Annotated in this window: 25 protein-coding genes; 11 read left to right on the top strand and 14 right to left on the bottom strand. The window is 70.8% G+C overall.

Annotated features, from left to right (window positions below; genetic code table 11):
* Positions 1-76 precede the first annotated feature (76 nt).
* On the top strand, positions 77-352 hold the full coding sequence (locus C8E87_RS15395; RefSeq protein WP_133876843.1) for a YciI family protein: 276 nt from the start codon (positions 77-79) through the stop codon (positions 350-352).
* On the opposite strand, the gene C8E87_RS15390 is transcribed toward C8E87_RS15395, so the two are convergent.
* The gene (locus C8E87_RS15390) at positions 349-888 is read right to left on the bottom strand and encodes a phosphoribosyltransferase (RefSeq protein WP_133873738.1); all 540 of its coding nucleotides are present in this window, start codon (positions 886-888) and stop codon (positions 349-351) included. The two genes, C8E87_RS15395 and C8E87_RS15390, sit on opposite strands and share 4 nt — an antisense overlap.
* Positions 889-988: 100 nt before the next feature.
* Here C8E87_RS15390 and C8E87_RS15385 point away from each other — a divergent pair, with 100 nt between their 5' ends.
* Positions 989-2,116, top strand: a complete 1,128-nt coding sequence (locus C8E87_RS15385; RefSeq protein ID WP_133873737.1) for a PP2C family protein-serine/threonine phosphatase — start codon at positions 989-991, stop codon at positions 2,114-2,116.
* On the opposite strand, the gene C8E87_RS15380 is transcribed toward C8E87_RS15385, so the two are convergent.
* Positions 2,113-2,310, bottom strand: coding sequence for a hypothetical protein (locus tag C8E87_RS15380; RefSeq protein WP_133873736.1), 198 nt, complete (start codon positions 2,308-2,310; stop codon positions 2,113-2,115). The genes C8E87_RS15385 and C8E87_RS15380 overlap by 4 nt on opposite strands.
* Positions 2,311-2,609: 299 nt before the next feature.
* Between C8E87_RS15380 and C8E87_RS15375 the strand changes: the two genes are divergently transcribed.
* Positions 2,610-4,466 carry an acyl-CoA dehydrogenase gene (locus tag C8E87_RS15375; protein WP_133873735.1) on the top strand — a complete coding sequence of 619 codons (1,857 nt, stop codon included), beginning with the start codon at positions 2,610-2,612 and terminating at the stop codon, positions 4,464-4,466.
* 121 nt (positions 4,467-4,587) lie between these two features.
* Here C8E87_RS15375 and C8E87_RS15370 read toward each other — a convergent pair whose 3' ends face one another.
* Positions 4,588-5,106, bottom strand: a complete 519-nt coding sequence (locus C8E87_RS15370; protein ID WP_133873734.1) for a SixA phosphatase family protein — start codon at positions 5,104-5,106, stop codon at positions 4,588-4,590.
* An 88-nt stretch (positions 5,107-5,194) separates the two neighbouring features.
* Between C8E87_RS15370 and C8E87_RS15365 the strand changes: the two genes are divergently transcribed.
* The gene (locus tag C8E87_RS15365) at positions 5,195-5,494 is read left to right on the top strand and encodes a DUF6458 family protein (protein WP_133873733.1); all 300 of its coding nucleotides are present in this window, start codon (positions 5,195-5,197) and stop codon (positions 5,492-5,494) included.
* A gap of 69 nt (positions 5,495-5,563) precedes the next feature.
* On the opposite strand, the gene C8E87_RS15360 is transcribed toward C8E87_RS15365, so the two are convergent.
* Positions 5,564-6,403 (bottom strand): SDR family oxidoreductase, encoded by an 840-nt coding sequence (locus C8E87_RS15360; protein WP_133873732.1) that lies wholly within the window; start codon positions 6,401-6,403, stop codon positions 5,564-5,566.
* 120 nt (positions 6,404-6,523) lie between these two features.
* On the opposite strand from C8E87_RS15360, the gene C8E87_RS15355 reads away from it, so the two are divergent.
* The gene (locus C8E87_RS15355; RefSeq protein ID WP_133873731.1) at positions 6,524-6,889 is read left to right on the top strand and encodes a winged helix-turn-helix transcriptional regulator; all 366 of its coding nucleotides are present in this window, start codon (positions 6,524-6,526) and stop codon (positions 6,887-6,889) included.
* Here the strand turns inward: C8E87_RS15355 and trhA are convergent.
* Positions 6,886-7,563: a PAQR family membrane homeostasis protein TrhA gene (gene trhA / locus C8E87_RS15350; protein ID WP_133873730.1), complete on the bottom strand. Its 678-nt coding sequence runs from the start codon at positions 7,561-7,563 to the stop codon at positions 6,886-6,888. The genes C8E87_RS15355 and trhA overlap by 4 nt on opposite strands.
* A 78-nt stretch (positions 7,564-7,641) precedes the next feature.
* On the opposite strand from trhA, the gene C8E87_RS45540 reads away from it, so the two are divergent.
* The 3 genes from C8E87_RS45540 to C8E87_RS15340 are packed head-to-tail and all read left to right on the top strand — an operon-like array spanning position 7,642 to position 9,831.
* Positions 7,642-8,247: a 5-oxoprolinase subunit B family protein gene (locus tag C8E87_RS45540; RefSeq protein WP_239080657.1), complete on the top strand. Its 606-nt coding sequence runs from the start codon at positions 7,642-7,644 to the stop codon at positions 8,245-8,247.
* On the top strand, positions 8,244-9,077 hold the full coding sequence (locus tag C8E87_RS15345; RefSeq protein WP_239080656.1) for a 5-oxoprolinase subunit C family protein: 834 nt from the start codon (positions 8,244-8,246) through the stop codon (positions 9,075-9,077). Before C8E87_RS45540 ends, C8E87_RS15345 begins: the two co-directional genes overlap by 4 nt.
* Positions 9,073-9,831, top strand: a complete 759-nt coding sequence (locus tag C8E87_RS15340) for a LamB/YcsF family protein (protein ID WP_133876842.1) — start codon at positions 9,073-9,075, stop codon at positions 9,829-9,831. The genes C8E87_RS15345 and C8E87_RS15340 overlap by 5 nt, the downstream gene beginning before the upstream one ends.
* Positions 9,832-10,054: 223 nt before the next feature.
* On the opposite strand, the gene C8E87_RS15335 is transcribed toward C8E87_RS15340, so the two are convergent.
* Positions 10,055-11,845, bottom strand: a complete 1,791-nt coding sequence (locus C8E87_RS15335) for an NHL domain-containing thioredoxin family protein (RefSeq protein WP_133873728.1) — start codon at positions 11,843-11,845, stop codon at positions 10,055-10,057.
* A 63-nt stretch (positions 11,846-11,908) separates the two neighbouring features.
* Positions 11,909-14,416: a hypothetical protein gene (locus C8E87_RS46345; protein WP_133873727.1), complete on the bottom strand. Its 2,508-nt coding sequence runs from the start codon at positions 14,414-14,416 to the stop codon at positions 11,909-11,911.
* Between the two features lie 108 nt (positions 14,417-14,524).
* Here C8E87_RS46345 and C8E87_RS15325 point away from each other — a divergent pair, with 108 nt between their 5' ends.
* Together C8E87_RS15325 and C8E87_RS15320 are read left to right on the top strand one after the other, a co-directional pair.
* Entirely contained in the window at positions 14,525-14,833 is a 309-nt protein-coding gene (locus C8E87_RS15325) for a hypothetical protein (RefSeq protein ID WP_133873726.1), read from the top strand.
* 375 nt (positions 14,834-15,208) lie between these two features.
* Positions 15,209-15,427 (top strand): hypothetical protein, encoded by a 219-nt coding sequence (locus C8E87_RS15320; protein WP_133873725.1) that lies wholly within the window; start codon positions 15,209-15,211, stop codon positions 15,425-15,427.
* Between the two features lie 815 nt (positions 15,428-16,242).
* Here C8E87_RS15320 and C8E87_RS43705 read toward each other — a convergent pair.
* The 4 genes from C8E87_RS43705 to pdhA all read right to left on the bottom strand — a co-directional run bounded on the left by C8E87_RS43705 (position 16,243) and on the right by pdhA (position 20,117).
* Complete coding sequence (locus tag C8E87_RS43705) at positions 16,243-16,380, bottom strand: hypothetical protein (protein ID WP_166661173.1); 138 nt, start codon at positions 16,378-16,380, stop codon at positions 16,243-16,245.
* Positions 16,381-16,546: 166 nt separating this feature from the next.
* The gene (locus C8E87_RS15315) at positions 16,547-18,004 is read right to left on the bottom strand and encodes a dihydrolipoamide acetyltransferase family protein (RefSeq protein WP_133873724.1); all 1,458 of its coding nucleotides are present in this window, start codon (positions 18,002-18,004) and stop codon (positions 16,547-16,549) included.
* Positions 18,005-18,009: 5 nt separating this feature from the next.
* Positions 18,010-18,999: an alpha-ketoacid dehydrogenase subunit beta gene (locus tag C8E87_RS15310; RefSeq protein WP_166661329.1), complete on the bottom strand. Its 990-nt coding sequence runs from the start codon at positions 18,997-18,999 to the stop codon at positions 18,010-18,012.
* Positions 18,996-20,117, bottom strand: a complete 1,122-nt coding sequence (pdhA, locus tag C8E87_RS15305; protein WP_133873722.1) for a pyruvate dehydrogenase (acetyl-transferring) E1 component subunit alpha — start codon at positions 20,115-20,117, stop codon at positions 18,996-18,998. Before pdhA ends, C8E87_RS15310 begins: the two co-directional genes overlap by 4 nt.
* A 1,194-nt stretch (positions 20,118-21,311) precedes the next feature.
* Here pdhA and C8E87_RS15300 point away from each other — a divergent pair.
* The gene (locus C8E87_RS15300) at positions 21,312-22,049 is read left to right on the top strand and encodes a hypothetical protein (protein ID WP_166661172.1); all 738 of its coding nucleotides are present in this window, start codon (positions 21,312-21,314) and stop codon (positions 22,047-22,049) included.
* A 2-nt stretch (positions 22,050-22,051) separates the two neighbouring features.
* Here the strand turns inward: C8E87_RS15300 and C8E87_RS15295 are convergent, their stop codons facing one another.
* Genes C8E87_RS15295 through C8E87_RS15285 form a run of 3 tightly spaced genes read right to left on the bottom strand, consistent with a single transcriptional unit; the run spans position 22,052 to position 26,620 of the window.
* Complete coding sequence (locus C8E87_RS15295; RefSeq protein ID WP_133873720.1) at positions 22,052-23,263, bottom strand: hypothetical protein; 1,212 nt, start codon at positions 23,261-23,263, stop codon at positions 22,052-22,054.
* 37 nt (positions 23,264-23,300) lie between these two features.
* Positions 23,301-24,989 carry a GTPase gene (locus tag C8E87_RS15290; RefSeq protein ID WP_133873719.1) on the bottom strand — a complete coding sequence of 563 codons (1,689 nt, stop codon included), beginning with the start codon at positions 24,987-24,989 and terminating at the stop codon, positions 23,301-23,303.
* Entirely contained in the window at positions 24,986-26,620 is a 1,635-nt protein-coding gene (locus C8E87_RS15285; RefSeq protein WP_239080653.1) for a GTPase domain-containing protein, read from the bottom strand. Before C8E87_RS15285 ends, C8E87_RS15290 begins: the two co-directional genes overlap by 4 nt.
* Positions 26,621-26,787: the final 167 nt, after the last annotated feature.

Genomic DNA, 26,787 nt, shown 5'->3' with positions numbered 1-26,787 from the left:
GGACTCAACTCCAGGCGTCCGATCGGTCTTGTCATGCGATTCAGGATTCGGCCGTAGGATTGGGGGTGTGTATTTGATGATCTCGAAGTATCTGGCGCCGTTGGAGCAGGTGGATGCGGTTCGGGAGGCGCACCTGGCCTTTTTGGAGGGTCTTGAGGCGCAGAACCTTGTGGTGACGGCCGGGCGGCAGGACCCTCCGAACGGCGGGGTGGTGGTGCTCAACGTCGAGGACGAGGCGCGCGCCTGGGAGATCATGGCTGGGGATCCGTACGTGGTGCAGAACCTGGCCGAGTACACCGCTACCGGGTGGGTTCCGGCGCGCGGGGCGTTGAAGGACTATCCGAAGGCCTAGACCGGCTCGATGTCGGCGGCCGTGAGCAGGCCGCGCAGGGTCAGTTCGCCCGTCACGGCGGGTGGGCATTCGTTGACGATCACGGCGGTGCCGACGTAGCCACGGGGGAACAGGGAACGCAGGGCCCGCGCTTGGGCTCCGGTGGCCGCCCAGTCGTCGACCACGAGCACGCGGTCCTCAGGCGTGATCAGCTCACGGCGTACACCCAGTTGCTGTTTTTGACCTCGATGGTCGGCGGGGACCTCGGCCCAGATCATGGGCTCGGCGATGGGTAGCCGGGCGCCGGCGCGGTAGGCCTCGACGAAACCGACGCCGAGGGCCCGGGCGACCAGGGGGCCGATCAGGAAGCCGGTGACCTCGGGGGAGACGACCACGGTGGGGCGCTCGGCCCGGAAAAGATCAGCCAGGCCGTCGCCGAGGCCGGCGAGGATGGCGGGGGAGCGCCACCAACCGGAGCGGTCGCTCACGAGGTAGCCCTCGCCGGGGTCGGTCCAGCGGAATTCGGCCCTCAGATGATCACGCAGATCGGTCGTCACGCGGACATCCTGTCACCGCGTGGGGGTCGCACTGGGCCGCGCGGTCAGAACCCGCTCAGACTACGGGTCAAGTTAGTGCAGTCTGTCGCCTCGATCGGGCATGCTGTTCCGCGTAGCCATGCCTGATCTGCCGCCGGGCCGCCGCCCGCTGAGCCCTGGATCCCGCGCCGGACTCGGCGCGGCCATTGTGCTGCTCGCTGTCGTGTCCGCGGTGGAGCTCGCCGACAACAGCGACGCCGACTTCGTCGGGCTGTTCGCAGCCGTTCCGTTCCTCGCCGCGGTCTTCGCGTTCTGGCAGACCGTGACCGTCGTCGGGGTGCTCGCCACGATCGTCGGGATGGTGTTCGTCGGGGCGGCCGGGCCGCCCGACCTGGCCGGGACGGTCAACATTCTCGGCGTGCTGCTTGCGACCGGCATCGCCGCCGCGGTGGCCACGACGCGTCAACGTCAGGCCGAAAAGATCGCTGAGCTGCAACGCCTCGCCGCGGTTGCTCAGCAGGCGGTGCTACGACCGGTCGGGCCGCAGGTGGGTGCGTTGGCGGTGGCGGGCCGCTACATCTCGGCCACGGCCGCGGCTGACATCGGCGGTGACCTCTACGAGGCGCTCGACACCCCGTACGGGGTCCGGATCATCATCGGCGACGTGCGCGGCAAGGGTCTGGACGCCGTACGGCTGGCCAGCATCGTGCTGGGCTCCTATCGGCACGTGGCGTACGAGCGGGCCGATCTGAAGGCGATGGTGGCCGACCTGGACAGGGCCGTGGCCCGCAGTGTCGGCGACGAGGATTTTGTGACGGCGGCCCTGGTCGAGGAGCGCGGCGGCACGCTGACGATCGTCAACTGTGGACACCCGGCGCCGCTGTTGTTGCGCCGCGGCCAGGTCATTTCGCTGGAACCCCCTGCCCCGGCGCCCCCGCTGGGGTTCATGCCCGAGGTGAAGGCCCGCGTCGAACGGCTCGAGCCGGGCGACAGGCTGCTGCTGTTCACGGACGGGCTGGGCGAGGCGCGACGGGACGGCGAGTTCTTCCCGACCGCCGACCGTGCGTGGCGTCTGCTGGGTCACGGCACGGTCGGCGACGGGCTGGCCTCGCTTGAGACGGCCCTCGTCGACTGGGTGCACGGCCGCCTCGAGGACGACATCGCGCTGGTGCTGCTCGAGTACACCGGCCGGGACGACGACGCGGCGGTGCCGATCCCGAGCTGGGAAGTGGGAGCAGCGGGAAGCTAGGCCGCGATCTCTTTCGTCTCGTCCTCCGCGGCGACATCTGCGGACGGCGAGGACGGTTCGGACGGCGTGGTGACCATCGGAGCGGGCGAGACCGGGGCCGGCACCGGTTCGGGCCGACGGTGTCGCCCGACGTAGTGGCGCGGCTGGTCCGCCTGGCGGGGCTCCGGAATGAGGCTCTTGATCGTGGCGAACATGGCGCGCCCCCTTTGGCGGCTGGCGAAGGCGAAAGCTTCGTGTCTATCCGGAGCAACGAGCCGCGTCGCGCACCGATACGTGAAGGACCGCAGGGGAGTCGGCAAATAGCCGAACGGCCATCCTGCGGGCCATCCGATCGGAGGCGTTTGATGTGCGAACCGACGGACAGACCCCGCAAGAGGGTGGTTGGTCACGAAACAGCTCGTGGCTTGTCCGCTCCTACCGATCGGTAATACAGTGGTGTTACTGACGGGTAACTCCAGACACCGGCGGCGTTCGGAGAGCGGGGCCAAGCACGATGAGTCACTACAAGAGCAACCTTCGGGACCTCCAGTTCAACCTTTTCGAGGTCTTCGGGGCTGACCAGGCGTTCGGTCAGGCTCCGTACGAGGACATCGACGCGGACACCGCACGCGATGTGCTCACCGAGGTCAACCGCCTCGCCACCGAGGACCTCGCCGCCAGCTATGTCGAGGCCGATCGCAACCCGCCCGTGTTCGACCCCGCAACGCACACCGCACCGCTGCCGGAGTCGTTCAAGAAGTCGTTCCAGCAGTGGATGGACAGCGAGTTCTGGCGTCTCGACCTGCCGTCCTCACTGGGCGGCACCCTGGCTCCGCGTGCTTTCTGGTGGGCCCTGGCCGAGAACGTGCTCGGCGCCAACGCCCCGGTGTGGATGTACTCCTCCGGCCCGTCCTTCGCCTCCGTCGTCGAGGCCGAGGGCACCGAGGAGCAGAAGAAGTGGGCGAAGCTCTTCGTCGACAAGCTGTGGGGCTCCACGATGGTGCTGACCGAGCCGGACGCCGGTTCGGACGTCGGCGCCGGCCGGGCCCGGGCGATCCCGCAGCCCGACGGCTCATGGCACATCGAGGGCGTCAAGCGCTTCATCACCTCGGGTGAGCACGACCTGACCGACAACATCATCCACTACGTGTTGGCCCGCCCGGTCGGCGTCGAGGGTGTGGGCGGTCCCGGCACCAAGGGCCTGTCGCTGTTCATCGTGCCGAAGTACCACTTCGACCCCGAGACCGGCGAACTGGGCGAGCGCAACGGCGTCTACGCGACCAACGTCGAGCACAAGATGGGCCTCAAGGTCTCGAACACGTGCGAGCTGACCTTCGGCGAGCACGGCACCCCGGCCAAGGGCTGGCTGCTCGGCGAGAAGCACCAGGGCATCCGGCAGATGTTCATGATCATTGAGTACGCCCGCATGATGGTCGGAACCAAGGCGATCGCCACCCTGTCGACGGGTTACCTGAACGCCCTCGAGTACGCCAAGAACCGCGTACAGGGCGCCGACCTGGTGCAGAACGACAACAAGGCCGCGCCTCGGGTCACGATCACCCACCACCCCGACGTACGCCGGTCGCTGATGCTGCAGAAGGCGTACTCGGAGGCACTGCGCGCGCTGGTCGTCTACACGGGCACGTGGCAGGACAAGGTCGCGATCGCGCGGGCCGCCGGGGACAGCGAGGCCGCCGAGGCCGCCAGCAAGGTCAACGACCTGCTGCTCCCGCTCGTCAAGGGCGTGGGCTCCGAGCGGGCGTACGAGATGCTCGGCCACGAGGCGCTGCAGACGTTCGGCGGTTCCGGGTTCCTGCAGGACTACCCGCTCGAGCAGTACGTGCGGGACGCGAAGATCGACACCCTGTACGAGGGCACGACCGCGATCCAGAGCCTCGACCTGATCTTCCGCAAGATCGTGAAGGACCAGGGCGTCGCGCTCGCCACGCTGGCCGGCGAGATGCAGGCGTTCGTCGAGAGCGAGGCCGGCAACGGTCAGCTCAAGATGGAGCGGCTCGGGCTGGGCAAGGCGCTCGGCGAGATGCAGCAGATCCTGGGCGCGACCATGGGCTGGCTGGGCGCGGTGCAGGGCGGCGAGACCCGCGAGCTGTACAAGGTGGGTCTGAGCTCGCGACGCGTCCTGCTGGCGCTCGGCGACGTGGTGCTGGCCTGGCTGCTGCTGCGTCAGGCCGAGGTGGCCCTCAAGGCGCTCGGCGGCGACATTTCGGCGGCCGACAAGAACTTCTACGAGGGCAAGGTCGCGGCGGCCCGCTTCTTCGTCCGCGAGGTGCTGCCGCGGATCGGCTCCGACCGGCGCATCATCGAGAACGCCACGCTGGACATCATGGACATCTCCGAGGACGCCTTCTGAGGTGACCCCCCCATGGTGAGGGGGAGCCGCCCCGCTCCCCCTCACCCTCCACGCTTTGCCCACTCTCCTGAAAAACGGTGAAGGCCGGCGGACAATGACGTCCGCCGGCCTTCACCGTTTTTCAGGCCCGTGCGGTGTGCCTCTCGACCAGGCGCATGGAGCGCGGTTCGGTGCCGGACCACGAGCCGTCTGCGCGGTGCACCGCCAGGCCTGACGTCCTCATGATCACGTCGATGCCGTCGTACTGGTCGTCGGGAAGCAGCAACATGGACACCTCGGACATCGTCGGGTTGTGGCCCACCACCAGCACCGTACGAATCTGGTCCGGCACCTTGCGCAATAGGTCGAAAACCTCGGTCGGGCCGCCGTGATAGAGGCTCTGCTCGTAACGGACCTCGGGGGCGCCGCCGCCCTGCCGAGCCTGAGCCAGCGCGATCGAGACACCTTGCCAGGTCTGCCGAGTGCGTGCAGCGGACGAGCAGAGCACCAGGTCCGGATGGAGCCGCTCGTCGGCCATCCAGGCTCCGGCCGCGTCGGCGTCGTTCTCTCCGCGCGGGGTCAGCGAACGGTCGAAATCGAGGCCCTCACCGGGCGTCTCGGCCTTGGCGTGGCGGAGGAGCACGAGCGTCCTGACGGTCATGCGTCCAGCTTGCCTGATTGAGGACGAGAGCGGGTGGGTAAACCCCACAGCGACGCATTGACCACGGTGAAGATCAAGGAGGCCCGTGATGGGCATCGGCGGAAGCATCTTCCTGCTGGCGTTGGGCGCGATCCTGGCGTTCGCCGTCAACGCGAACATCAGCGGGATCGACATCAACGTCATCGGCTGGATCCTGATGGCGGCCGGCCTGATCGGCCTGGTCATCACGCTCTGGTTCTGGAACAGCCGGCGCCGCACCGTCGTGACGCGCCAGACGGCCGAGCCGGTCGCGGGCGCCTCGGCGTACCCGAACCAGCAGGTCCGTAGCGAATACCGGGAGACCCGCCGCGAGGACGTTCCGCCGCCCCCGCCGCCCGCCTACCAGTAACTCCGCACCGACTCGCGACGCCGGCGGCCGCCCCTCCCCCTACGGCTGCCGGCGTCGCGCGTCCGAGCTTCAGGCCTTCAGCGCTGCGGCGATGGACTCGGACACCGGCGTCGCGGGGCGGCCCAGCAGCGCCTCCAGATCGTCGCGGGGCACGAAGAGCGCGCCGGTCGACGCGGCCCGGTCGGCGTCCGCGTACACCGCGGCGGCCGCCTCCGGCAGTCCGACACCCACGAGCATCTCGCGGTACTTCTCCTCGCCGAGGTCGGTGTAGGTGACGGGCTTGCCGGACTGCCGGGCGATCTCGGCGGCCAGCTCGGAGAGCGTGACGGCCTCGCCGCCCAGCTCGTAGACCTTGCCCTCGTGCCCCTCGGTGGTGAGCACCGCCGCGGCTGCCTCGGCGTAGTCAGCTCGCGGGGCCACGCTGATCCGCCCCTCGCCGGCCGCTCCGAACATGCCGTGCTCGATCGCCTGCTGCACGCTGTAGTTCTCGACGTACCAGCTGTTGCGCAGAATCACGTACGGGATTCCGGAGTCCTTGATCATCTGTTCGGTGGCCTTGTGCTCACCGGCGAGCTTGAGATCCGTGGTGTCGGCCTTGGGCGCGCTGGTGTAGACCAGCAGGCCCACGTTGGCCTCCTTGGCCGCGTCGACGACGTTGCGGTGCTGCTCGATCCGCTGTCCGACCTCGCTGCCCGAGATGAAGAGGACCTTGTCGGCGCCCTCGAACGCGGCCTTGAGCCCGGCCCTGTCCTCGTAGGCGGCATGCTTCGCGGTGACGCCCAGGTCAGCGATCTTGTCGGTCTGGCGGCCGAGTCCGACGATCTCACTCGCCGGTACGCCCTTGGCGATCAGCGACTCGATGGCGAGCCGGCCGAGGTGGCCCGTGGCGCCTGTCACGACGATGGTCATGGTGGTCCTCCTGGTAGTCAATGCTTGCACCACCAGTCCTAACACCACTGCTCAGAGCGCACTTCCCAGACGATAGAAGGCACCTTGAAGTGCAGTACTCACCTGAGGGATAGTAACCAGGTGGAGGTCAGCGCGTACGCGAAAGATTGCCCCAGCCGACAGATCCTCGACCGCATCGGCGACACGTGGAGCGTCCTGGTCGTGATCATGCTCGCCGATGGCCCGCAGCGTTACTCGGCGCTGGCCAAGCGGATCGAGGGGGTCAGTCCCAAGATGCTCACGCAGACCCTGCGCGGGCTCGAGCGCGACGGCCTGATCGGGCGCACGGTGCACGCCGAGGTACCACCCCGGGTCGACTATGAGCTCACCGAGCTCGGCCGCAGCCTGCTCGACCTGGTCGGCGCGCTGGAGAAGTGGGCCGAGATGCACATCGAGGACGTGCAGGCCGCCCGGGCCGCCTACGACAACCCGGGCGTCAAGGTCTAGGCGTACAGCGCGAAATAGATCGCGATGTGGTGGCAGACGGCGGCCACCAGCGTGCAGGCGTGGAAGAACTCGTGGTGGCCGAACACCTCGGGCCACGGGTTCGGCCGGCGCAGGGCGTAAAAGACCGCGCCGACGCTGTAGATCACGCCACCCGCGGCCAGCAGCACCAGCGTGGTGACGCCGCCGCGGTGCAAGACGTCGGGCAGGATGGCGACGGCGCCCCACCCCAGGGCCAGATAGAGCGGCGCGCCGGCCCAGCGGGGCAGGTGCGGCCAGATCGTTTTGAGCGCCACGCCGCCGAGCGCACCACCCCAGATCAGGCTCAGCATCAGCGTCGCCTTACCCGTCGGCAGCAGCTCGATGCAGAACGGGGTGTAGGTGCCGGCGATGAAGATGAAGATCATCGAGTGGTCGGCCCGGCGCATGATCTGGTAGCCACGCTCGCTCCAGACCCGCCTGTGGTAGAGCGCGCTTATGCCGAACAGGCCGCACACGGTGAGGCTGTAGATCAGGACGCTCAGAAAGGGCTCGATGCCCGGTCGGCTGAGGGCGATCGAGCAGAGCACGATGCCGCAAACCAGCGCGACGAAGAACGCGTATTGATGAAGCCGGCCGCGCAGCCGCGGCTTGCCGAGGTCGGTCGGCTTCATCCGGAACGGAGCGGAGGTCGTCACGAAATCCAGGTTACGGTATCGTAAGTTACCCGGCAGTATTTCGGCGGTGGTGAGCTGTGGCACTGGCAGGATAAGGCCATGAGGCTGAGACGGGCCGGCGCCTCCGCGCTGCTGATCGAGTGCCGCGACGGTGCCGAGGTCGAGGCCTGGCGACGCGAGGCCTGCCGCCGCCGCGACACGGGTGAACTGCGTGTGATCGACATCGTTCCGGGTGCGCGGACCCTGCTGCTCGACGGCGTGGAGCCCGGCGCAGAGGCTGTGGTGTCCGCATGGTCGTTCTCGGGCGGGGCGGCTTCCGCGCATCGGCCGGCGCCTCTGGTGGAGATCCAGGCGGTGTTCGACGGCGGCGACTTGGAAGACGTGGCGTCGCTGTTGGGCATGTCCCCCTCCGGTGTCATCGCGCGGCTCGCCGGAACGGAGTTCACCGTCGCGTTCTGCGGGTTCGCGCCGGGCTTCGCCTACATGCGCGGTCACGGGCTCACCGTCCCCCGGCTGGACGCTCCCCGGCCCCGGGTGCCGGCCGGTTCGATCGGGCTGGCCGGCGAATACTGCGGCATCTATCCCACTGCCTCGCCGGGCGGGTGGCGGCTGGTGGGCCGCACGTCAGAGACCCTTTTCGACGTACGCCGAGACCCCCCGGCCCGCCTCACGCCAGGCACCCGTGTGCGTCTGGTGGCGGCGTGATCACCGTCGTCCGGGCCGGGCCGCTGACCACCATTCAAGATCAAGGGCGGCCCGCGTACGCGCATCTGGGTGTGCCTCGATCGGGAGCGCTCGACACCGGGGCCCTGCGTCGTGCCAACGCTCTGGTCGGGAACCCGGTCGACGCGGCGGGGCTGGAGACGACCCTGATGGGGTGCGCTCTGCGGTTCGAGCGGGCGGGACGGGTTGCGGTCACGGGCGCTGTGGCCGTCATCAAGGTCGACAAGGTGCCGGTTTCGGGTGTGGTCGACGTGCCGGCGGGGGCGGTTCTGGAGGTAGGGCGCGCTACTCGGGGCGTACGGTCCTATGTGGCTGTCGCCGGGGGGATCGAGGTTGAGCCTGTTCTGGGTAGTCGCTCGACCGACACGTTGTCGGGGTTGGGGCCGCCTCGGTTGGTGGACGGAATGAGCTTGCCCGTCGGGGATGCGAGCTCGACGGGGCACTCGCTGTCCATCGACGTACACGACTTATACGACTTATCCGACTTGGAGCTTGGGGTGTGGCTCGGGCCGCGCGACGACTGGTTCGAGGGGAATGAGCTGTTCGAGAACCCGTACACGGTCAGCCCGATGAGCAACCGGGTCGGCTGCCGGCTCTCGGGTGACGCGCTGCGGCGGTCGCGGGGCGGTGAACTGCCACCCGAAGGTGTGGTGCTGGGCGCGATCCAGGTGCCGGCCGACGGGCAACCGCTGATCTTCCTGGCCGACCATCCGACCACCGGCGGCTACCCCGTGATCGGCGTGGTCGAGGACGTGACACCGCTCGCGCAGGCCCGGCCGGGTAGTACGGTGCGGTTCCGTGCCCTCCATTGACCTCAATGCCGACCTCGGCGAAGGCTTCGGCCGCTGGACCCTCGGCGACGACGAAGCGCTGCTCGACATCGTGACCTCGGCCAACGTGGCCTGCGGCTTCCACGCGGGCGACCCGTCCACGATGCGCCGGATCTGCGCGGCCGCGGTCCAACGGTCGGTCACGATCGGCGCGCAGGTCGGCTACCGCGATCTCGCCGGGTTCGGTCGTCGAAGGATCGACTACGACCTGGATGAGTTGCGGGACGACATTCTGTATCAGATCGGGGCGCTTGAGGCGTTTTGCCGGGTCGCGGGTGGGCGGGTTGGCTATGTGAAGCCGCACGGCGCGCTCTACAACACGGCCGCTGTGGAGGAAGGGCAGGCGGGGGCGGTGGTTGCGGCTGTCCGGGCGTACGACGAGAGGCTGCCGCTGCTGTGCCAGCCGGGGTCGACGCTGGCCCGGGTGGCGGTCGAGGCCGGGCTGACGGTGGTGGGGGAAGGGTTCGCCGACCGGGGGTATCGGGGCGACGGGACGCTGATGCCGCGGTCGGTGGCCGGGGCCGTGCTGTACGACGCTGACGTGGTGGTCGAGCGCGCTGTGCGGATGGCCGTCGACGGTGAGGTTGTTGCCGGGGACGGATCGGTGGTGACGGCTCCGGTGGGGTCGATCTGTGTGCATGGGGATACCGCGGGGGCTGTGCGGCTGGCTGGGCGGGTGCGGGCCGGGTTGACGGCTGCCGGCCTGGTGGTCGGTCCCTTCGTCACGGCGGCCTGATCAGCGCTTTTGCTTGATCGCCACAGCCCCTTGTGACTTGATCGCCATAGCCCTTGTGAACAGAGTCCCACCCCACCGGGGGACCCCCACCCTCGCCCATTTTAGTGGCTGCGGCCGATCTTGGCGGGGACGCTTGTGGATAACCCTGCAATGTGGATAACTCTGATGATCTTGTGGGGATCGTCAGAATGCGTCCATGTCGAGCAGCGCAGGCGGAAGCCGTTCAGTTGTCGTCCATGCCTCGCAGGATCAGCGGGAGGCGGGCCGGGCCATCCGTGGTCACCACGATCGGGACGCCCCAGTCCTGGCGGGTCAGGTGGCAGGCGGCGAACTCCACGTCGACGTCGCAGGTCGCGGCCTGGGCCACCACCTGCAGCACACCCTTCGCCACGTCCGGGTTGATCACCAGCGGGCGGGACAGGTCGGTTGTCACGCCCGCCCCCGAGAGCAGCAGCTCGGGCGGGGAGGCCGAGACCTCGAGGCGGGTGGACGGGCCGAACTGGGTGTCCAGCTTCTGGCCCGGCGCCGGGCTGAAGACCACGTCGAGGGTCACCTCGCCCGGCGCGAGAGGGGAAGCGGGGCGCTCGGTCCGGTGGCGTTCCCCAGCCACCGTACGCACGGCGCCTGGGGCAAGCCGGGTCAGGCGATGCGCGGCCGACTCGACGACGAGGACGTCGCCGGCGGCGGTCACGAGCACGTCACTCGGCTCGGCCAGACCGGAGTCGACCGTGGACACCTCGTCGGCCTGGGGGTCGAAGCGGCGGACCGCGCCGTTGTAGGTGTCGGCGACCAGGACCGAGCCGTCGGGGAGTGCGGCCACACCCAGCGGGTGCTGCAGCAGTGCCTCCTTGGCCGGGCCGTCGACGTGGCCGAAGTCGAAAAGCCCCTGGCCGACCGCGGTGTGCAGGACCCCGGCCTCGATGTAACGCAGCGCCGAGGTCTCGCTGTCGGCGATCCACAGCCGGTCGCCGCCCACCGACAGGCCGGACGGCTGGGCCATCCACACGTCGGGAATCGGACCATCACGCAGGGACTCGACTGTCGTGCCGGCGTAAACCCCGACCGTGCGCTTGATCGGGTCGAACCACCACAGCTGGTGGATGCCGGCCATAGCGATGATCACGCGGTCGTCGTACCAGGCGAGATCCCACGGCGACGACAGGTCGGCGGCCAGGGCGTCGTGCGCGTGCCCGTCGACGGTCGAGCGCCACGGGCGGCCCGAGCCCGCGACCAGGGTGATCTCGCCGTCGGCCAGGCGCAGACCGCGCAGCTGATGGTTGACCGTGTCGGCGACGACCACGTCATAGCCGACCGTGGACGCGACCTCGGCGGGGAGGAGCAGCAGGCCCTGCGGCTCGCTGAACGGGTCACCCCGCTCACCGCTGCCGAAGCGACGGACCAGCGTCTCGCCGTCGGCCTCGACCTCGACCACGGAGTGCCGGGCCGAGTCGCTGACCAGCAGGTGGCCGTCGGGCAGCTCGATAGTTTTGCCGGGGAAGCGGAACACCGTGTCGGCGGGGGCGGGCGGAACGTACGGGCCGTCGCCGCGGTGCAGGGTGCCGTCGGACGTGTGTTTCTCGATCATCTCGTCCACCAGCCGCGACAGGCCCTCGGCGTGGCCCTCGCCGGCCATCGAGGCGACCAGATAGCCGGTCGGGTCGATCACCGCGAGCGTGGGCCAGGCCTTCGCCGCGTACTGCTGCCAGAGGTGCATGTCGCCGTCGTCGACGACCGGGTGGTGCACGCCGTAGCGTTCCACCGCGGCGGCCAGCGCCTTCGGGTCGCGCTCGTGTTCGAACTTCGGGGAGTGGACGCCGATGACCACCAGGGCGTCGCCGTACTTCTGCTCGAGCGGGCGCAACTCGTCGAGAACGTGCAGGCAGTTGATGCAGCAGAACGTCCAGAAGTCGAGCAGGACGATCTTGCCGCGCAGGTCGGCCAGGGTCAGGTCCTTGCCGCCGGTGTTCAACCAGCCCCGGCCCCGCAGCTCCGGCGCCCGCACACGTCCAGTCATCACACCATCGTGCCGTACCCATGGTTCCGGCACGGCACGAAGGTGGTCAGGATGACACTGCCGTCAGTTCTGCTTGAGACACAGCACCTGGGTCTTGCCGTCGGTGGTCTTGTTGACCACGTGCGGCTGGCCCGGGTCGGCGCACTCGGCCTTGTCGGCCACGATGGAGGTCACCTGGTACGACCCGGACTCGGAGCACTCGGTCTTGACCGCGGACTCACCCTCGCGCTTCACGCACTCGCCCTGGATCACGGACAGCGACTTGTCGTTGCCGCCGGCGACCAGATAGACGATGCCGAAGCCGATGCCCAGCAACAGGACGGCCGCCACGACGACCGAGATCAGGATCGGCAGCATGCGGACGTGGGGTGTCGCCGGCTTGGCAGGTTTTTCCTCCGCCTTGAAGCTGTCGAACCGGCCCTGGTCGGCCTCGACACCCGGCCAGCTGGTCGTCTCCTCCGGAGTGGGTGGCGTCACCGTGGCCCGGCTGGCCGGACTAGGGAAGCCGCCGTTGTCGCCGGGGCCGAAGTTGCTCGACGGCTGCTGCGCGGGCGGGCCGAAACTGTTCGAGCGCGGCTGGGTGGCCGGGTCGAAGCCGTTCAGGCCGGGGGGCATCGGGGGCAGAGCCGGCGCGGGCACGTAGGGCTGCTCGCGACCGGCGATGTCAGTGGTCAGCTCGCTGTACGGCTCACCGGGCCGCCCGTTGCCGGGCCCACCGGCCGGTCCGCCTCCCAGGCCACCGCCGAGGGCGCTTCCGGGACGGTCGGCGTAGGGGGAGCCGGGCGAGGCTGGTTCAGGCGCCGCGCCGGGCAGGGCCGGAGCCGAAGCCATGCCGGTCGGCGGGTTGCCGGGCCCACCGGGCCCACCAGGGCCGCCGTGTCCACTGGGTCCGCCCGAGGCGCCGAACTCACCGGGTCCGCCGAGGGCGCCGCCGGGTCCACCTTGGGTGGGCGGGGCCACGCGGGCACTGGCCGAGGCGCGGGCACTGGCGCGTGCGGGCGATTGCGGGGCGACGCCAGGCGTACCAGCCACGCCCGGCTCGCCGCCGGGCGCGTGAGGCTCGCTGCCGGGTCCGTCGTGGTCGCCCGAGAGGCGCTCGTACGCCTTCGAGCCGAACCCGCCCGCGGGACGCTCACCGCCGAACGGGTCGTCGCCGGGTGGTGGACCGAACGGGGAGCCGGCACCGAACGACGACTCGGCGTCGCGCGACGGCTCCTCCTCGGCGGGCTCGGCCGGAGCCGGTCGCCCGTAGACGCGGGCCTGCGGCGCGGCGGCCGGGGGCGGGAGCTCGGACGGTTCGACCGGGGCCGTGCGGTTGGTGGTGGGCACGGAGGCGCTGGCCGTGACGGGACGGGCCGACCCGACCGCGCCCGGGTTCTCGGACGGCTCGCGCGGCGCGGGCACGGAGCCGTTGCGGTTGTCGGCCGACGCGGGGGAGCCGATCGCCCCGAGCGCGGCACCCGGCACCCGCTGGGGGTATCCGCCCGAGTTGTCCTCGGCTGGGGGCTCGGGGCGCCTGTACTGCGCGTGGTCGTCGTGGCCGGGCTGATCGTCGGCGCCGGGACCGAACGGGGAAGCGGACCGGGCCGCGCCGTAAGCCGCGCCGGGCTCGCGCACCACGCCGAACGGCGAGGAGGGCTGCTGGGACTCGGGCGATCCCTCAGCCCGCGGTCCGAACTGCGAGGCGTTGTCGTCGGGCTGGCCACCGCCGAAGGCCGCATCGGGACGGGCGGAGCCGAAAGCCGAGCCGTAACCGTCGCCCTGCGGGGCGAACGGGGACGGTGTGCTGGAGTCGCCCTCGGGCGCGCCGAACGAACCCCCGGCCGGCCGGGCAGAGCCGCTCGCGGGCGAGATCGGGCGAGCCGTGCCGAAAGCGTTGCCGTCGTGGCCGGAGCGACCGTACGGGTCGGCCGGCCGGGCGGAGTCGGACTCGCCCCCGGACGAATCGAACGGGCCGCCGGTGGGACGGGCCGAGCCGAAGACGCCGGAACCGGGTTCGCGCTGGCCCGGAGGACGGGCTGCGCCGAAGGCACCGGACTCGGACTGCGGCCGGCCGCCGAAATCGCCTTCAGGCTGGCCGAAGGGGTGTCCAGCCGGGCGGGCGGCGCCGCTGGCGGGTGAGGTGGGGCGAGCCGTGCCGTAGGCGCTGCCGTCGTTGTCGGAGCGGCCGAACGGATCGGCTGGACGCTGGTCGGACGGGTTGCCCTCGGACTGGCCGAAGGGGCCACCGGCCGGGCGCGCCGAGCCGAAGGCCGGTGACGACGGACGGTCGGCGTCGGACAGGGCGGCGGGGCGGGCACTGCCATAGGCCGAGCCGGACGTCGGCGGCTGGCCCGCGGACTCGCCGGAGCCACGGCCGAACGGGTCGGGCAGGCCGTTGCGCTGCTGCTCGCCGGGGTGGAGGGCGTCGGGCGAGCCGCCCGCGGGAGTGCGGCCGAACGGGTCGGCGAAGGGCTCGGAACGGCCGTAGGGGTGCGGCGCGCTTTCCGCGGAGGCGGACGGGCCGAACGCGCTGAAGTCGCTGGACGCGGGGGGCAGCTGAGGAGCGCCGAAAGGCTGCTGGCCGCGCACCGGGAGTTCACCGGGCGCCTGCGGCGGGGTACCGGCCTGCTGAGGCGCGGCCGGCTGGAACGGCGTCGACTGGCCCGCTTGTGGCGGGAAAGGCGACGACTGGACCCCTTGAGGCTCGAACGGCGACGATTGGCCGGTTTGTTGCTCGAACGGCGACGATTGGCCGGTTTGTTGCTCGAACGGCGACGATTGGCCGGTTTGTTGCTCGAACGGCGACGATTGGCCGGTTTGTTGCTCGACGGCGACGGCTGGCCGGTTTGTTGCTCGAACGGCGACGGCTGGCCGGTTTGTTGCTCGAACGGCGACGGCTGGCCGGTTTGTTGCTCGAACGGCGACGGCTGGCCGGTTTGTTGCTCGAACGGCGACGGCTGGCTGGCTTGTTGCTCGAACGGCGACGGCTGGCCGGCTTGCGGCTGAGGATGCGACGACAGGGGCGCCTGGGGCGCGAACGGCGATGACTGGCCCGCCGAAGGATGCTCGGGCTCGTTGCCGGGGGTGCCGCGCAGCGGGAAGGCGCCGTTGCCGCCACCGCGGGTCGGGAAGGCGGAGCCGCTGCTGCCACCGCCGCGCAGGGGGAAGCCGCCGCTGTCGCCGGAGCGGCTCGGCTGCGGAGCGTCGGGCAGGCCGGTCAGGGTGGCGCCGGGCACACGGACACGCTGGTCGCCGAAGGCGGAGACGCCGGGCGGACGGCCGGTGGACGGATCGACCGACGGATCTGCCGACGGCTGCGGCTCGGGTGTGCCTCGGCCGGCGGGAGGGGCGAAGCCGTTGAATCCCTCGAGACTGTCGACCGTGCCGGCGGGATTGGCGTTGCGCTGGGGCAGCGGGGCGCCGGGACGCTGGATGAAGCTCTGCTCCGCGGAGGGCGGCGGGGCCCACGCGGCCGGCGGCTGCTCGGGGGCGCTCGCCGCGGGAGCCGGCGGAGCCTGGGAGGGCGGAGCGCCGAAGACAGAGGACGGGCCGCCGCTCTGGGCCGGGCCGAACGGGGACGACGCCGAGGCCGAGCCGTAGGAGCCGTCGCTGCCGGGGGTGACCGACCCGTAGGGCGAGGCGGCGCCGCGCTGCGGCAGTCCCTCGGGAGCGGGCGCCGGGGTGCGCTGCGGCAGCCCGTTGCCTTCGGCGGAACCGGAACCGAAACCGGAACCAGAACCGGAACCAGAACCAGAACCAGAACCAGAACCGGAAGCGGAAGCGGAAGCGGAACCGGAACCAGAAGCGGAACCCAGGTCGGGGCCGGTGCCGGGCACGCGAGCCGATCCGTAGGAGGTGCCGGTGGCCGGGCGCGGGGCGTCGGGACCCTGGCCGAACGTGGGCACGGCGGGAACGACGAACGGCGACCCGCCGTTGGGCGTGGCCTGCGGTGGTGGACCGTAGGAGCTGGGGAAACCCTCGGCGGGCGGCTGGGCGGAAGCCCGGGCCGAGACCCGTTGGCCGTCGGAGTCCGGCGGGAAGCCGTCCGACGTCGGTCCGCCCGACGTGGCCTCGGCCGGTTGTGAGCCGGCGTAGTGCCCCTCGGACGTCATGAGCGCCTCCTCATTCCATGCGGCCGTGCCAGCTTTGCACTGACGGCGGACAGACTCCGGCGTCGTGCCCAGCTCTGAGGCCAGGCCGTGCGGGGCACCCCGAATCGCTTCGGTCGAGCCCCGGCCTCGCGCCGACCGGCCGAGCCGGCTCGATGCCGTGCCCAACCGTACCGGGCGATGGCGGCCTGAGGAATCCCGGTGTACGCCCCGAAGGGGACCAACAAAAGATCTTTAAGCGTGACCTGAAAATGCGAACGGCCCGTCCGGAAGGGGGTTCCGGGCGGGCCGTGGGCGCTGTGGTCGTCAGAAGGTCTTGCGCTGGGCGAAGATCGCAATCTCATCGCGCATGGACTGGGTGGGAGCGGTCATCCAGGCCCGGTCGATGGCGCGGTTCTGACGGTTGATCAACCGGCGCTGACGAACGCGGTCGACGATGCTCATCTGCTCTGTCACTTCCTTCGAGCCGGGATCGCCGGCTCATCGTGGTACTCGTCCCGTGTGACTCCATTGTGCGCCGAAACGGGACGAGTTGCCAACGATTACGGGGGTGACGCGCAGCACCTGCCTAAGGATCGTAGGTTCACTTCCGTGTTTCGCCTAACAAATTCTAAGCCCAGGTGAGCAGGGTCCCCTCGGGGTCGGTGAGGAAGTCGCCGATGTCCCGCAGGAACTTCGAGCCCAGTTCGCCGTCGATGATCCGGTGGTCGAACGAGAGCCCGAGGGTGGTGACCTGGCGAATTTTGATCTTCCCCTTGTGTACCCAAGGCGTCGGCCGGATCGCGCCGAACGCCAGGATCGCCGACTCGCCCGGCGGAAGGATCGGCGTGCCCGTGTCCACGCCGAACACTCCGACATTAGTGATGGAAAGGGTCCCACCGGCCATATCGGACGGCGGGGTCTTCCCCGACTTCGCCACCTGCACCAATGTGTTGAGCGCCTCGGCCAGCTCCCGCAGCGAGAGCCGTCCCGCGTCTTTCACGTTGGGCACGATGAGGCCACGCTCGGTGGCCGCCGCGATACCCAGGTTGACGTAGTTCTTGACGACGATCTCGTTGGTCGCCGCCGACCAGGACGAGTTGACCATCGGGTGACGCTTGACCGCGAGCAGCACGGCCTTGGCCACCAGCAGCAGCGGCGAGATCCGGACATCCCGGAACTCCCGCCGCTCCTTCAGCTTCTCGATCGTCTTCATGGTGCGGGTCACGTCGACGGTGAGGAACTCCGTGACGTGTGGCGCGGTGAACGCGGAGGCCACCATGTTCTCCGCGGTCAGCTTGCGGACGCCCTTGACCGGGATCCGCTGCTCGCGACTCGCGTCGAACGCGGCCGGAGCGGTGGTCACGGTGGGTACGGCGACCTCGGCCGCAGTCGCGCCTGCGGCGGCCCGGTGTACGTCGTCCCGGGTCACCGACCCCAGCGGCCCCGTGCCCGTGATCGTCGCGAGGTCGACGCCGAGGTCGCGGGCGAGCTTGCGAACCGGCGGTTTGGCCAGCACAGGCCCATTCGTCCGGCCGGCCGGAGCCGGCGGAGCGGCGGGAACAACCGGCGGCGGTGGCGGAGGAGCAACGGGAGGCGCGGGGGCATCGGGAACAACCGGCGGCGAAGAAACAGCAGCCGGGGCCGTACCGACGCGGGGCCGCCTTTTGGCAGTGGTGACCTTCGGCCCATAACCGACAAGCACCGCCGTACGGCCGCCCGGCGCCGGACCACCGATCAGACCCGGCTCGACAGCGCCCTCGGTCGGAGCGATCTCGACCGCGGCCAGCGACTCGGCCGACGGCGCGGGACCCGGCTGATCGCTCGGCACCGGCCCGGCCGACGGGTCGGTGTCGATCGCCACGATGGGCGCGCCGACCTCGACGGTGGTGCCGGCCTCGACGTAGATGCGCGAGACGACCCCGCCCCACTTGGCCGGAATCTCCACGGCCGCTTTGGCCGTCTCGACCTCGACGATCGGCTGGTTCAACTCGATCGTGTCGCCCACCTTGACCAGCCAGGCCAGGATCTCGCCCTCGGTCAGGCCCTCGCCCAGGTCGGGCAGGGTGAACTCCTTGATCCGCGACATCGGCGTCACCACCCGAACGAACGGTCGACGGCGTCCAGCACCCGGTCAAGGTCGGGCAGATACTCCTCTTCGACCCGGGCCGCCGGGTACGGGATGTCGTAGCCGGTCACCCGCAGCACGGGCGCTTCCAGCGAGTAGAAGCAGTGCTCGGTGATGCGCGCGGCAAGCTCGGCCCCGAGACCGATGTTGCCCGGCGCCTCGTGCACGACGACGGCACGGCCTGTCCGGCGTACGGAGGAATAGATCTTTTCGTAGTCGACCGGGGACAGTGTGCGCAGGTCGATGACTTCCAGGTTGCGCCCGTCCTCAGCGGCCGCGGTGGCCGCGTCGAGCGCGGTGCGAACCATCGGCCCGTACGCCAGCAGTGTCGCGTCCGTGCCCTCGCGGACCACCCGTGCCTCGTGCAGCGGGTACGCCCCGGCCAGGTCGCCGTCGAGGTCGACCTCGCCCTTCTCCCAGTAGCGCCGCTTGGGCTCGAAGAAGACGATCGGGTCGTCCGAGCGGATCGCCTGCTGGATCATCCAGTACGCGTCGGCCGGGTTCGAGCAGGTCACAACCTTGAGACCGGGCGTGTGCGAGAAGTACGCCTCGGGCGACTCCGAGTGGTGCTCGACAGCGCCGATGCCACCCCCGTACGGGATCCGGATGACGATGGGCAGCCGCACCTTGCCCTTCGAGCGGTAGAACATCTTTGCGACCTGGGCGACGATCTGGTTGTAGGCCGGGAAGACGAACCCGTCGAACTGGATCTCGCAGACCGGGCGGTACCCGCGGATGGCCAGGCCGACCGCGGTGCCGACGATGCCGGCCTCGGCCAGCGGGGTGTCGATGACCCTGTCCTCGCCGAAGTCCTTCTGCAGGCCGTCGGTGATGCGGAAGACGCCGCCGAGCTTGCCGACGTCCTCGCCCATGATGACGACTTTGGAGTCGTGCTCGAGCGAGCGGCGCAGACCGTGGTTGAGGGCCTTGCCGATGGTGATCGTTTCCGCCATCAGTGGTCACTCCCCTCGAACGAGGCGTGGTAGGCGGCGAACTGGGCGCGTTGCGCCTCGAGTTCCGGCGAGCCGTTCGGGTAGACGTGGTCGAACATCGAGACCGGCTGCGGGTCGGGCATCGCCAGCACGCGCTCGCGCAGGTCGAGCGCGAGCTTCTTGGCCGCCTCGTCGACCTCGTCGAAGAAGGCGTCGTCACCGAGCTGCTGTTTGGCCAGGAAGGCGCGGAGACGGGAGATCGGGTCCTTGGCCTTCCACGACTCGACCTCGCTGGCGATGCGGTAACGGGTCGGGTCGTCCGAGCTGGTGTGCGCGCCCATGCGATAGGTGTAGGCCTCGATCAGCGTCGGGCCCTGGCCGTTGCGCGCGTTGTCGAGCGCCGCCCGGGTGACAGCGAAGCTGGCCAGCACGTCGTTGCCGTCGATCCGTACGCCCGGGAAGCCGTAACCGGCGGCCCGGCGGTAGAGCGGGATGCGGGTCTGACGCTCGAGCGGCTCGGAGATCGCGTACTGATTGTTCTGGCAGAAGAAGACCATCGGGGCGTGGAACACACCGGCCCAGACGAACGCCTCGTTGACCTCGCCCTGGCTGGTCGCGCCGTCACCGAAGTACGCGATCACGGCCTCGCCGTCGGGGCCGCCGGTCTTGCCGTCCATCGTCACGCCCATCGCGTAACCGGTCGCGTGCAGGGTCTGCGACCCGATCACGATGGTGTAGCCGTTGAAGCGGTGCTCGTTCGCGTCCCAGCCGCCCTGGTCGACGCCGCGGAACAGGCCGAACGGCATGATCGGGTCGATCCCGCGGGTGTAGAGGACGCCGTGCTCGCGATAGGTGGGGAACGCCATGTCCTGGGGGCGCATCGCCCGGCCGGAACCGACCTGAGCCGCCTCCTGGCCCAGCAGGCTCGCCCAGATCCCCAGCTCGCCCTGCCGCTGCAGGGCGGTCGCCTCGGCGTCGAGCCGGCGGACCGTCACCAGGTCGCGGTACAGCTCGCGGTACTCGTCGTCGGTGAAGTCGACGGAGTACGTGGTGCCGTCAGCTGTGGTGACGCTGTCGATCCGTTCACCGTCGGGGGTGAGCAGTTGGACGAAACCGCCTGCCGGTGCGTCTGCTCCGCCCATGCCTTGGTTCTCCAAGCCGTCCGAAGGACCTGGCTTTGGTAGCGGCGCAGCCGTGCTTTCGCCGTTCGCCATCGAGTCTCCCTGTTCATCTCTGCGCCGCGACGGGTGTTACCCGTACGCGCGGCGGACCGCTGGTCACCGCGCCTGGCCCGGGTGAGGTTGCCGCGCGGCGTATCGGCGCGGGCCTGGACCCCGCCGGGGAGTGACGGCCCCCACCTTGCCCCGCTGGGTCGGCGAAGCGACGGCGGCGGTGCCGTCGCCCCCATCCTGACAGAGAACGTGAGCCCCGTTACAGGCCAGGTCGATCACAGTCGAGAAATTCGTCCGTCATATCGGTGCCCTTATTTGTCCGAATAAGCGGCTTTCGTACGGTCACTACCGTACGAACGGGCAATGTTCGCCGCTGCCTTCATGCCCATGCGTCGTTCATTCGGTATCCGCGGTCGATCAATGTTGATCATTGCAGCCGGCCGCGGCCCGTTGATGCCGACGCAGAGGGGGAGCCCGGCCGTGCCGGACCAGCGCGACGACGACCACCTCGTGCCGCCGATGAAGGTGATGCGCAAGCGGCTCAACGGGGTCTACCGGGCCGACACCGGGTTCTCCGGGCCGACGCGTCGTTATGTGCTGATCGTGGCGATGTTGGTGGGGTTGGCGTCGGTACCGACCCTGGCCGCCATTACCGCGGGGTCGCGCGAGCTTTCCGGCGGGCGAACGGACACCATGGACATTCCTTTCCTGCCGCCGACCTCCTCGGGGCCGGTCCGGCAACAGCCGCCGCGGGACCCGTCGCCGTCGCCCGATTCGGTGAGCGGCGCTGTCCGTGGGGCCTTGAAGGGCGCCGATGCCGCCGTACGGGCGGGGAAGCTGCTCGGCCAAGCGGGTCCCGCGCCGTCCGGCGGCCCCCGCGTCGACCCGGGCCGGAAGCACAGCGGCCCCCGGCAGCGTGACCGATCCGGCGGCGGCTGGTCCTCCGGGGGCAGGTCGCACGATGACGACTCGGGCACCGGACGAGTTCTCAGGGGCGGGTCGGACCAGGACAGCCCCGGTAGCCGGCCTCCCGGGGGCGGGTCGGCCCACGACGACCCCCGCGATGGTCGACCTTCTTCGGGGGGCGGGTCCGGGCACGACGGCCCTAGTGTCGGCCGGCCTTCCAGGGGCGGGGCGCCGGGAGGCGTACGGGATGGTGGTGGTTTGTCCGATGGCGGCGGCAAGCCCGGCGCTGGGCGGGACGACCCGGCGCACTGGGGCAGGAAACCGTTCGTCCCCGGACTGCCGCCCGTGCCTGAGCCCGACGAGCAGGACGAAGCGGAGGTCGAGGCGCCGACCGTGCCCGGCCTCCCTGACGTGCCGGTCGACAGCGATGTGCCGGTCGACAGCGACGTGCCGGTCGACAGCGATGCGCCGGGCGACAGCGATATGCCGGGCGACAGCGATATGCCGGGCGACAGCGACGTGCCGGGCGACAACGGTGCGAGTGACGACCATGAGGATCCCGGTGACGCCGAGCCCACCGGTCGTCACGACCGCGACCCCGCCGACTCCGAGCCGTCCCGGCGGCATGATCGCGAGCCCGCCGACCGGCCCCGCCACCGCGGGTGCGAAGAGAACAAGCACAGCAAGAAGACAGCCCGTCACCGGTCACGTGGCCGGTCCGAACACAGCCGGAGGTCAGCTGTGGCCGAACGTTCGAACAACATCCGACCGTCCAGCATCATCGAGCGCAGCTACGCCAACACCGGGGGCGGGCATCACGGCCGTATCGTCCTCCAGGACCGTGCGGACGAGAACCAGAACCGCTCCTACCGCGGCAGCCATCGGGCGAGCAGCCAGCACCACGCCGACGACCGGACGACCCCCGAGCAGCAGCGCAGTTCCCGGGTGGGCCGGCACCACGCCGAGCACAGCGAGGATCTGACCGGGCGCTGGTGACCTCAGGCGTCGTCGAGACGGTGGCGGTTGGCCTCGATCCAGGCGTCGATCGCGTCGCTGTCGTTGGGGTCGACCCCTTCGGAGATCAGCTGCGCCACCGCCGCCGTCGCCGGGCTGCGTTTCTCGCCCGTCGCGTAAAGCCGGGCGAACTCGGGGATCATCTCCTCGACCACCTGGTCGGTCTGGTCGGCCGCGGCCCCGGGCAGGTCGCGCCGCCGAATCGCGTAGGCCGACCAGCCCCGCGTCACCCGGGGCAGCATCGCCGCGTCGTCCATGTCGAGGACAGCGCGCCGGTGCACCCAGTCGAGCAGGAACAGCCCGGCCACGGCGGGACTCCAGCGCAGCGGATCGGGGTCGGGCAGGCTCGCCGCGTGGTCGAGGATCAGGCTCAGGCAGAAGTGCAGCGACGCCAGCTCGTCGTCGGCGTGCACCCGGTCGAGGCCGAAACGCGCCGCTTCGGGTGAGGCGAGGAAATCCCGTACGAGATCGGTGCTGTTGACCGCGGGTGGTTCGGTCAGCGGCGGGGTGGTGGCCGCCGGCAGCAGGGCCAGCCGCGCGCCGGCCAGGGCCCGGTCGGTGGCCAGCGAGCCCTCGCTCGGCAGGTCGCCCAGGGCGTCGGTGATCTCGAGGTGGCGATCGATCTCGCCCCGCAGCCGGCCCGGATCTTCCTCGCGGAACCAGGTCAGCTCGTCGCCCGCGCACATCTGGCGCACCTGGGCGAGGATGCGCTCGGCCGAGGGCCCGACATAGATGTCTTTCGTGATGCCGATGTTGTGGTCGACCAGCGCGACGACCGCGTGTTCCGGACCGCCGTCGCGCTCGTCGTCGTAGGCGAAGGTCACCAGGTACGACGTTTGATCACCGAAGACATCCCCGTACGCGTAACAGCCGGTGGGACGGACGCGGCCGAGCTGGTCGGCCCACGCCGGCGTCTGAGGCCCCCGCCGCACCCCGGAAGCGCCCTCGGCGTCGGGCACGAGAACGGCGAAGACCTCGCGAATCGTGGTGGCCGACGCTGTACGCCGGCGAGTGGTCGCGGAAAGGAACTCGCCGACGAAACGGCGGACGGCGGCAGCGCGGTCGTCGTGCGCCACGGAGTAGACACTGCCGAGCAGAGCCGTTCCCAGCATCTCGGCGTCCAGCGCGCAGTCGAGCTTCGCCACGTCACGGGCCGCGTGCAGGACCGCCTCGTACGGAGTCTGTGGTGCGGGCATGTCGCGAGCCTACCCGCCACGGTGCGTGCTGGGACTACTACGAACGCACGGCGGTCAGAGCTTCACGCGCCTGTGCGTACGAGTTCAGCACCTCGCGCACCGGGGCGACCACGTATTCCCGCCCGACCTCGGTCACCGAGGCCCGCAGGCGCTGCTCGGCCCGGCGCCGGGCGCGCCGGGCGCCCCACTCCACTGCCGGGCGCAGGAGCAGCCACAACAGCACCCCGAGGAGCAGGCCGCCGAGCATCAGCGCGGTCGGCAGCGGCATCACGCCGATCTGCGGATCGTCCATTTCGGGCAGTCCGAGTGCCCGGAGGGCGTAGCCCAGGATCAGCCAGCCCAGGCCGAAGACCGCGGCCGCCAGGAACAACCAGTGCAGCGCCCCGGCCACCCGCCACCACAGCGGCGTCCTGGCCACACCGAGGTCGGTCGTGCCGATCGCGCGGTCGAGCGCGTCGGACAGGTCGGCTGCCCGGGAGCGGGCGGCGTTGGTCAGGGCGGGCTTCCACACCTCGGGCAGCGGAGCGGCGGCCCGGTCGGAGACGGCCCGTACGGCCAGGCTGACCGCGGACCGCTGCGCGGCGTCGGCCTCGGGCAGCGACGTGCGCGGCACGAGCTCGGTCGACGGCACGCGCGGGGCGTCGTCGTCGGCAACTTTCTCGGCGGGTTTGTCCGACAAGTGCAGCCGGCGCAACGGGTCGGGACGCAGGCGGCGCAGGCCACGGGTCAGGGGCCAGCCGGTGGCGGCCGCGGCCCTGTGCCGATAGGCCGCCGCGGTGGCGTCGGAGACCGCGCCGACCCCGGCCGAGACGGCGAGCGCGTCGGTCAGCTGGCGGACGGTGGCCCGGTCGACCTCGTCCTCGGCCGCGGGCGGGCCGATCATGGCGGTCAGCGGCTCGCTCACGGTCTCGACGTCGCCGGCAACCCGGCGCAGCGCGGCCTGCCGCTCGGCCACCGTGGTCTCGAGCGACCCGCGCAGCTCGGCCAGCATGCCGGGCTGTTTGGCCGACGTGGCCAGCACCGGCGCCTCGTCCAGCCCGTCCTCGGTGAGCAGGCGCTTCAGATCGTTCAGCACCAGCTCGGTGTCCTGGGTGGACAGCCGGTCGGCCTGGTTGAGCACGACGACGGTGACCGCGGCGTGCGAGCGGAACTGCGACAGGTAGGCCTGGTGCAGGATCCGGTCGCCGTATTTCTGCGGGTCGACCACCCAGACGATCAGGTCGACCAGGCCGAGCAGGCGGTCGACCTCGAGGCGGTGCCCACGTTCGACCGAGTCGAAGTCGGGCAGGTCGAGCAGCACCAGCCCGCGCAGCGAGGCCTCGTCGTCGCCGTCGAGCGCGCTCTCGCGGATGAACCTGTGCCGCGGGAGCACGCCGACCCAGTCGAGCAGCTTGTTGGCCGGTTCGAGGGGGCCCCAGACACAGGCGTGAGCGACGCCGGTGGTCGGCCGCCGCACGCCGACCGGCGACAGCTTGAGCCGGGCCAGCGCGTTGAACAGGCTGGACTTGCCACTGCCGGTGCTGCCGGCGAGCGCGACGACGGTGTGGTCACGCGAGAGCGCCAGCCGGTTGCCGGCCCGCTCGACGAGCGTGTGCGCGGCCACCAGGTCGTTGTCCGGCAGATGCGGGTCGACCAGGCGCAGGAAACGGCTCAGTGCCTCGAGCCGCTGCACCAGCCGCTCGGAGTCGACCCGCTTGTCGTCGCGAACGTCTTTCACCAGGCTCATGCGCTCCCCGTCAACGCCAGTTCGGTACGGGCAGTCTCCACATCGGCGGCGGCCTGTCGCAGGCGGGCCCCCGGTTCGGCGTCCAGGCCGACGGCGGCGAGCCGGTCGGTGAAACGCGCGGCCTCCTCGTCGAGCAGCTTGTCCGTGCGGAGCAGCAGATCCTCGCGGGCCTGGGTGGCGAGCGTACGGATGGCCTGGTCTCCGAAGATCGCCTCGAGCACCTTCTGAGCGGCGACCGCGCTGCCGGCGCCCGCGGCGACCTCGAGCCCGGTCGGGATGAAGGCGGTCGAGGTGAACACGGCGATCATCACGGCCAGGCCGGCCCCGTTGACCGCGTACGCCGCCCCGCGTGCCACCACCCTCTTGTCGGCTCCCTCGGCCCGCACCAGGCCGAGCACCCACTGCTGCCAGTCGCGCACCAGGCGATCGGCCCGCTCGGGCAGGTCGGCGGCGGGGCGTTGCAGCCCGGCGTCGAGCAGAGCCGCCCCCGCCGGGTGGGCCTGCCAGGCCGAGTACGCCTGTTCGGCCGCGTCCGCCGCGATGCCGCGCAGCAGCGTGACCAGCTGGGACTCGAGCGCCATCTGCAGGTTGCGCCCCGGCGCCGGCCGCCCGGTGAGCGCGGCCACGAACCGGTCGCGGATCTGGCCGACCTTGCTCTCCAGGGTTTTCAGGAACTCGCCGGTGCCGACGAACTCCTGCCAGCGGGCGAGCACCTCGCCCCGCAGCAGGCGGCCGTCGCGCAGCCCGTCGGCCATCGTCTGGCGTCCGGTGCGATAAGCCGCGGTGACCCTGTCGCCCAGCGCCTTGGCCGCGCGGGCCTGCTCGTCGGCCGCGTCGGCCAACCCCTCGACGGCCGGCCCGAGCGAGGCGAGCGCGCCGTCCAGCGTCTGACGCACCACCGCCGAGCGCGCGTGGGAGTCGGCGGCGAGCCGGCCGAACCAGTCCTGCAGCGGGCGGATCACGTCCTCGCTGATCAGGCCCTGGCCGTCGAGCCTGGTCTCGGGCAGCACGAACAGCGGGGCCGCGCCCAGGTCGCGGACGTTGAGCATGTCCTGCAGGTGGGTGGCGATCTCGGGGGCGGCCTCGGCCGGGACCCGGTCGAGCACCAGGGCGATCACCGTGCCGCGCAGGCGGGCCGTGGTGAGCAGTTCCCAGGGCACGGCGTCGGCGTACCGGGCGGCGGTGGTGACGAACAGCCACAGGTCGGCCGCCGCCAGCAGTTGCGCGGCGAGCTTGCGGTTGCGGTCGACCACCGAGTCGATGTCGGGCGCGTCGAGGAAGGCCAGCCCGGCGCCGAGCGCGGGCGCGGAGACGAGTTGGAGCGCGCCGGCGTCGTTGCTGGGCTCGCGGGTGCGTACCAGCCCGGGCAGCAGCTGACCCTGCTGGAACCAGGGCAGGTCGGCGGGGTTGCTGACCAGCACCGGCGATCGTGTGGTCGGGCGCAGCACCCCGGCCGTGCTGACGGGGGCGCGGACGAGGCTGTTGACCAATGTCGACTTGCCGGCGCCGGTGGAACCGCCGACGACCACCAGCAGCGGGGCGTCGAGCCGGGCCAGCCGGGGCAGCAGGTAGTCGTCGAGCTGGGTGGTGAGCGCCGCGCCGACCCGCTGAGCCTCCTCGGCCGACGGCATGACCAGGGGGTACGCCGTGCCGCCGATCGCCGAGCGGAGCGCGCTGAGGGCCTCGGCGAGCCGGCTGATCGCCGGGGGCGCCTCGGTGGCCTTGCGCGCGTCGGCCTCGCCCAGGTCGGCGGGACGGGCGTCGGCCGTCTCCGTTTTTCCGGGCTCGATGTCCTGAG

The sequence above is a fragment of the Paractinoplanes brasiliensis genome (assembly GCF_004362215.1).
In the GTDB taxonomy this organism is placed as follows: domain Bacteria; phylum Actinomycetota; class Actinomycetes; order Mycobacteriales; family Micromonosporaceae; genus Actinoplanes; species Actinoplanes brasiliensis.
The sequence above is the reverse complement of the archived record's forward strand: the minus strand, read 5'-3'. Positions and strand labels throughout refer to the sequence as shown.

Excerpts from the sequence above, each read along its gene's own strand:
- C8E87_RS15395 (WP_133876843.1), top strand. The coding sequence starts at position 77 with ATGATCTCGAAGTATCTGGCGCCGTTGGAGCAGGTGGATGCGGTTCGG.
- C8E87_RS15385 (WP_133873737.1), top strand. The coding sequence starts at position 989 with ATGCTGTTCCGCGTAGCCATGCCTGATCTGCCGCCGGGCCGCCGCCCG.
- C8E87_RS15380 (WP_133873736.1), bottom strand. The coding sequence starts at position 2,310 with ATGTTCGCCACGATCAAGAGCCTCATTCCGGAGCCCCGCCAGGCGGAC.
- C8E87_RS15375 (WP_133873735.1), top strand. The coding sequence starts at position 2,610 with ATGAGTCACTACAAGAGCAACCTTCGGGACCTCCAGTTCAACCTTTTC.
- C8E87_RS15370 (WP_133873734.1), bottom strand. The coding sequence starts at position 5,106 with ATGACCGTCAGGACGCTCGTGCTCCTCCGCCACGCCAAGGCCGAGACG.
- C8E87_RS15365 (WP_133873733.1), top strand. The coding sequence starts at position 5,195 with ATGGGCATCGGCGGAAGCATCTTCCTGCTGGCGTTGGGCGCGATCCTG.
- C8E87_RS15360 (WP_133873732.1), bottom strand. The coding sequence starts at position 6,403 with ATGACCATCGTCGTGACAGGCGCCACGGGCCACCTCGGCCGGCTCGCC.
- C8E87_RS45540 (WP_239080657.1), top strand. The coding sequence starts at position 7,642 with ATGAGGCTGAGACGGGCCGGCGCCTCCGCGCTGCTGATCGAGTGCCGC.
- C8E87_RS15335 (WP_133873728.1), bottom strand. The coding sequence starts at position 11,845 with ATGACTGGACGTGTGCGGGCGCCGGAGCTGCGGGGCCGGGGCTGGTTG.
- C8E87_RS43705 (WP_166661173.1), bottom strand. The coding sequence starts at position 16,380 with ATGAGCATCGTCGACCGCGTTCGTCAGCGCCGGTTGATCAACCGTCAG.
- C8E87_RS15315 (WP_133873724.1), bottom strand. The coding sequence starts at position 18,004 with ATGTCGCGGATCAAGGAGTTCACCCTGCCCGACCTGGGCGAGGGCCTG.
- pdhA (WP_133873722.1), bottom strand. The coding sequence starts at position 20,117 with ATGGGCGGAGCAGACGCACCGGCAGGCGGTTTCGTCCAACTGCTCACC.
- C8E87_RS15295 (WP_133873720.1), bottom strand. The coding sequence starts at position 23,263 with ATGCCCGCACCACAGACTCCGTACGAGGCGGTCCTGCACGCGGCCCGT.
- C8E87_RS15290 (WP_133873719.1), bottom strand. The coding sequence starts at position 24,989 with ATGAGCCTGGTGAAAGACGTTCGCGACGACAAGCGGGTCGACTCCGAG.
- C8E87_RS15285 (WP_239080653.1), bottom strand. The coding sequence starts at position 26,620 with ATGCCGTCGGCCGAGGAGGCTCAGCGGGTCGGCGCGGCGCTCACCACC.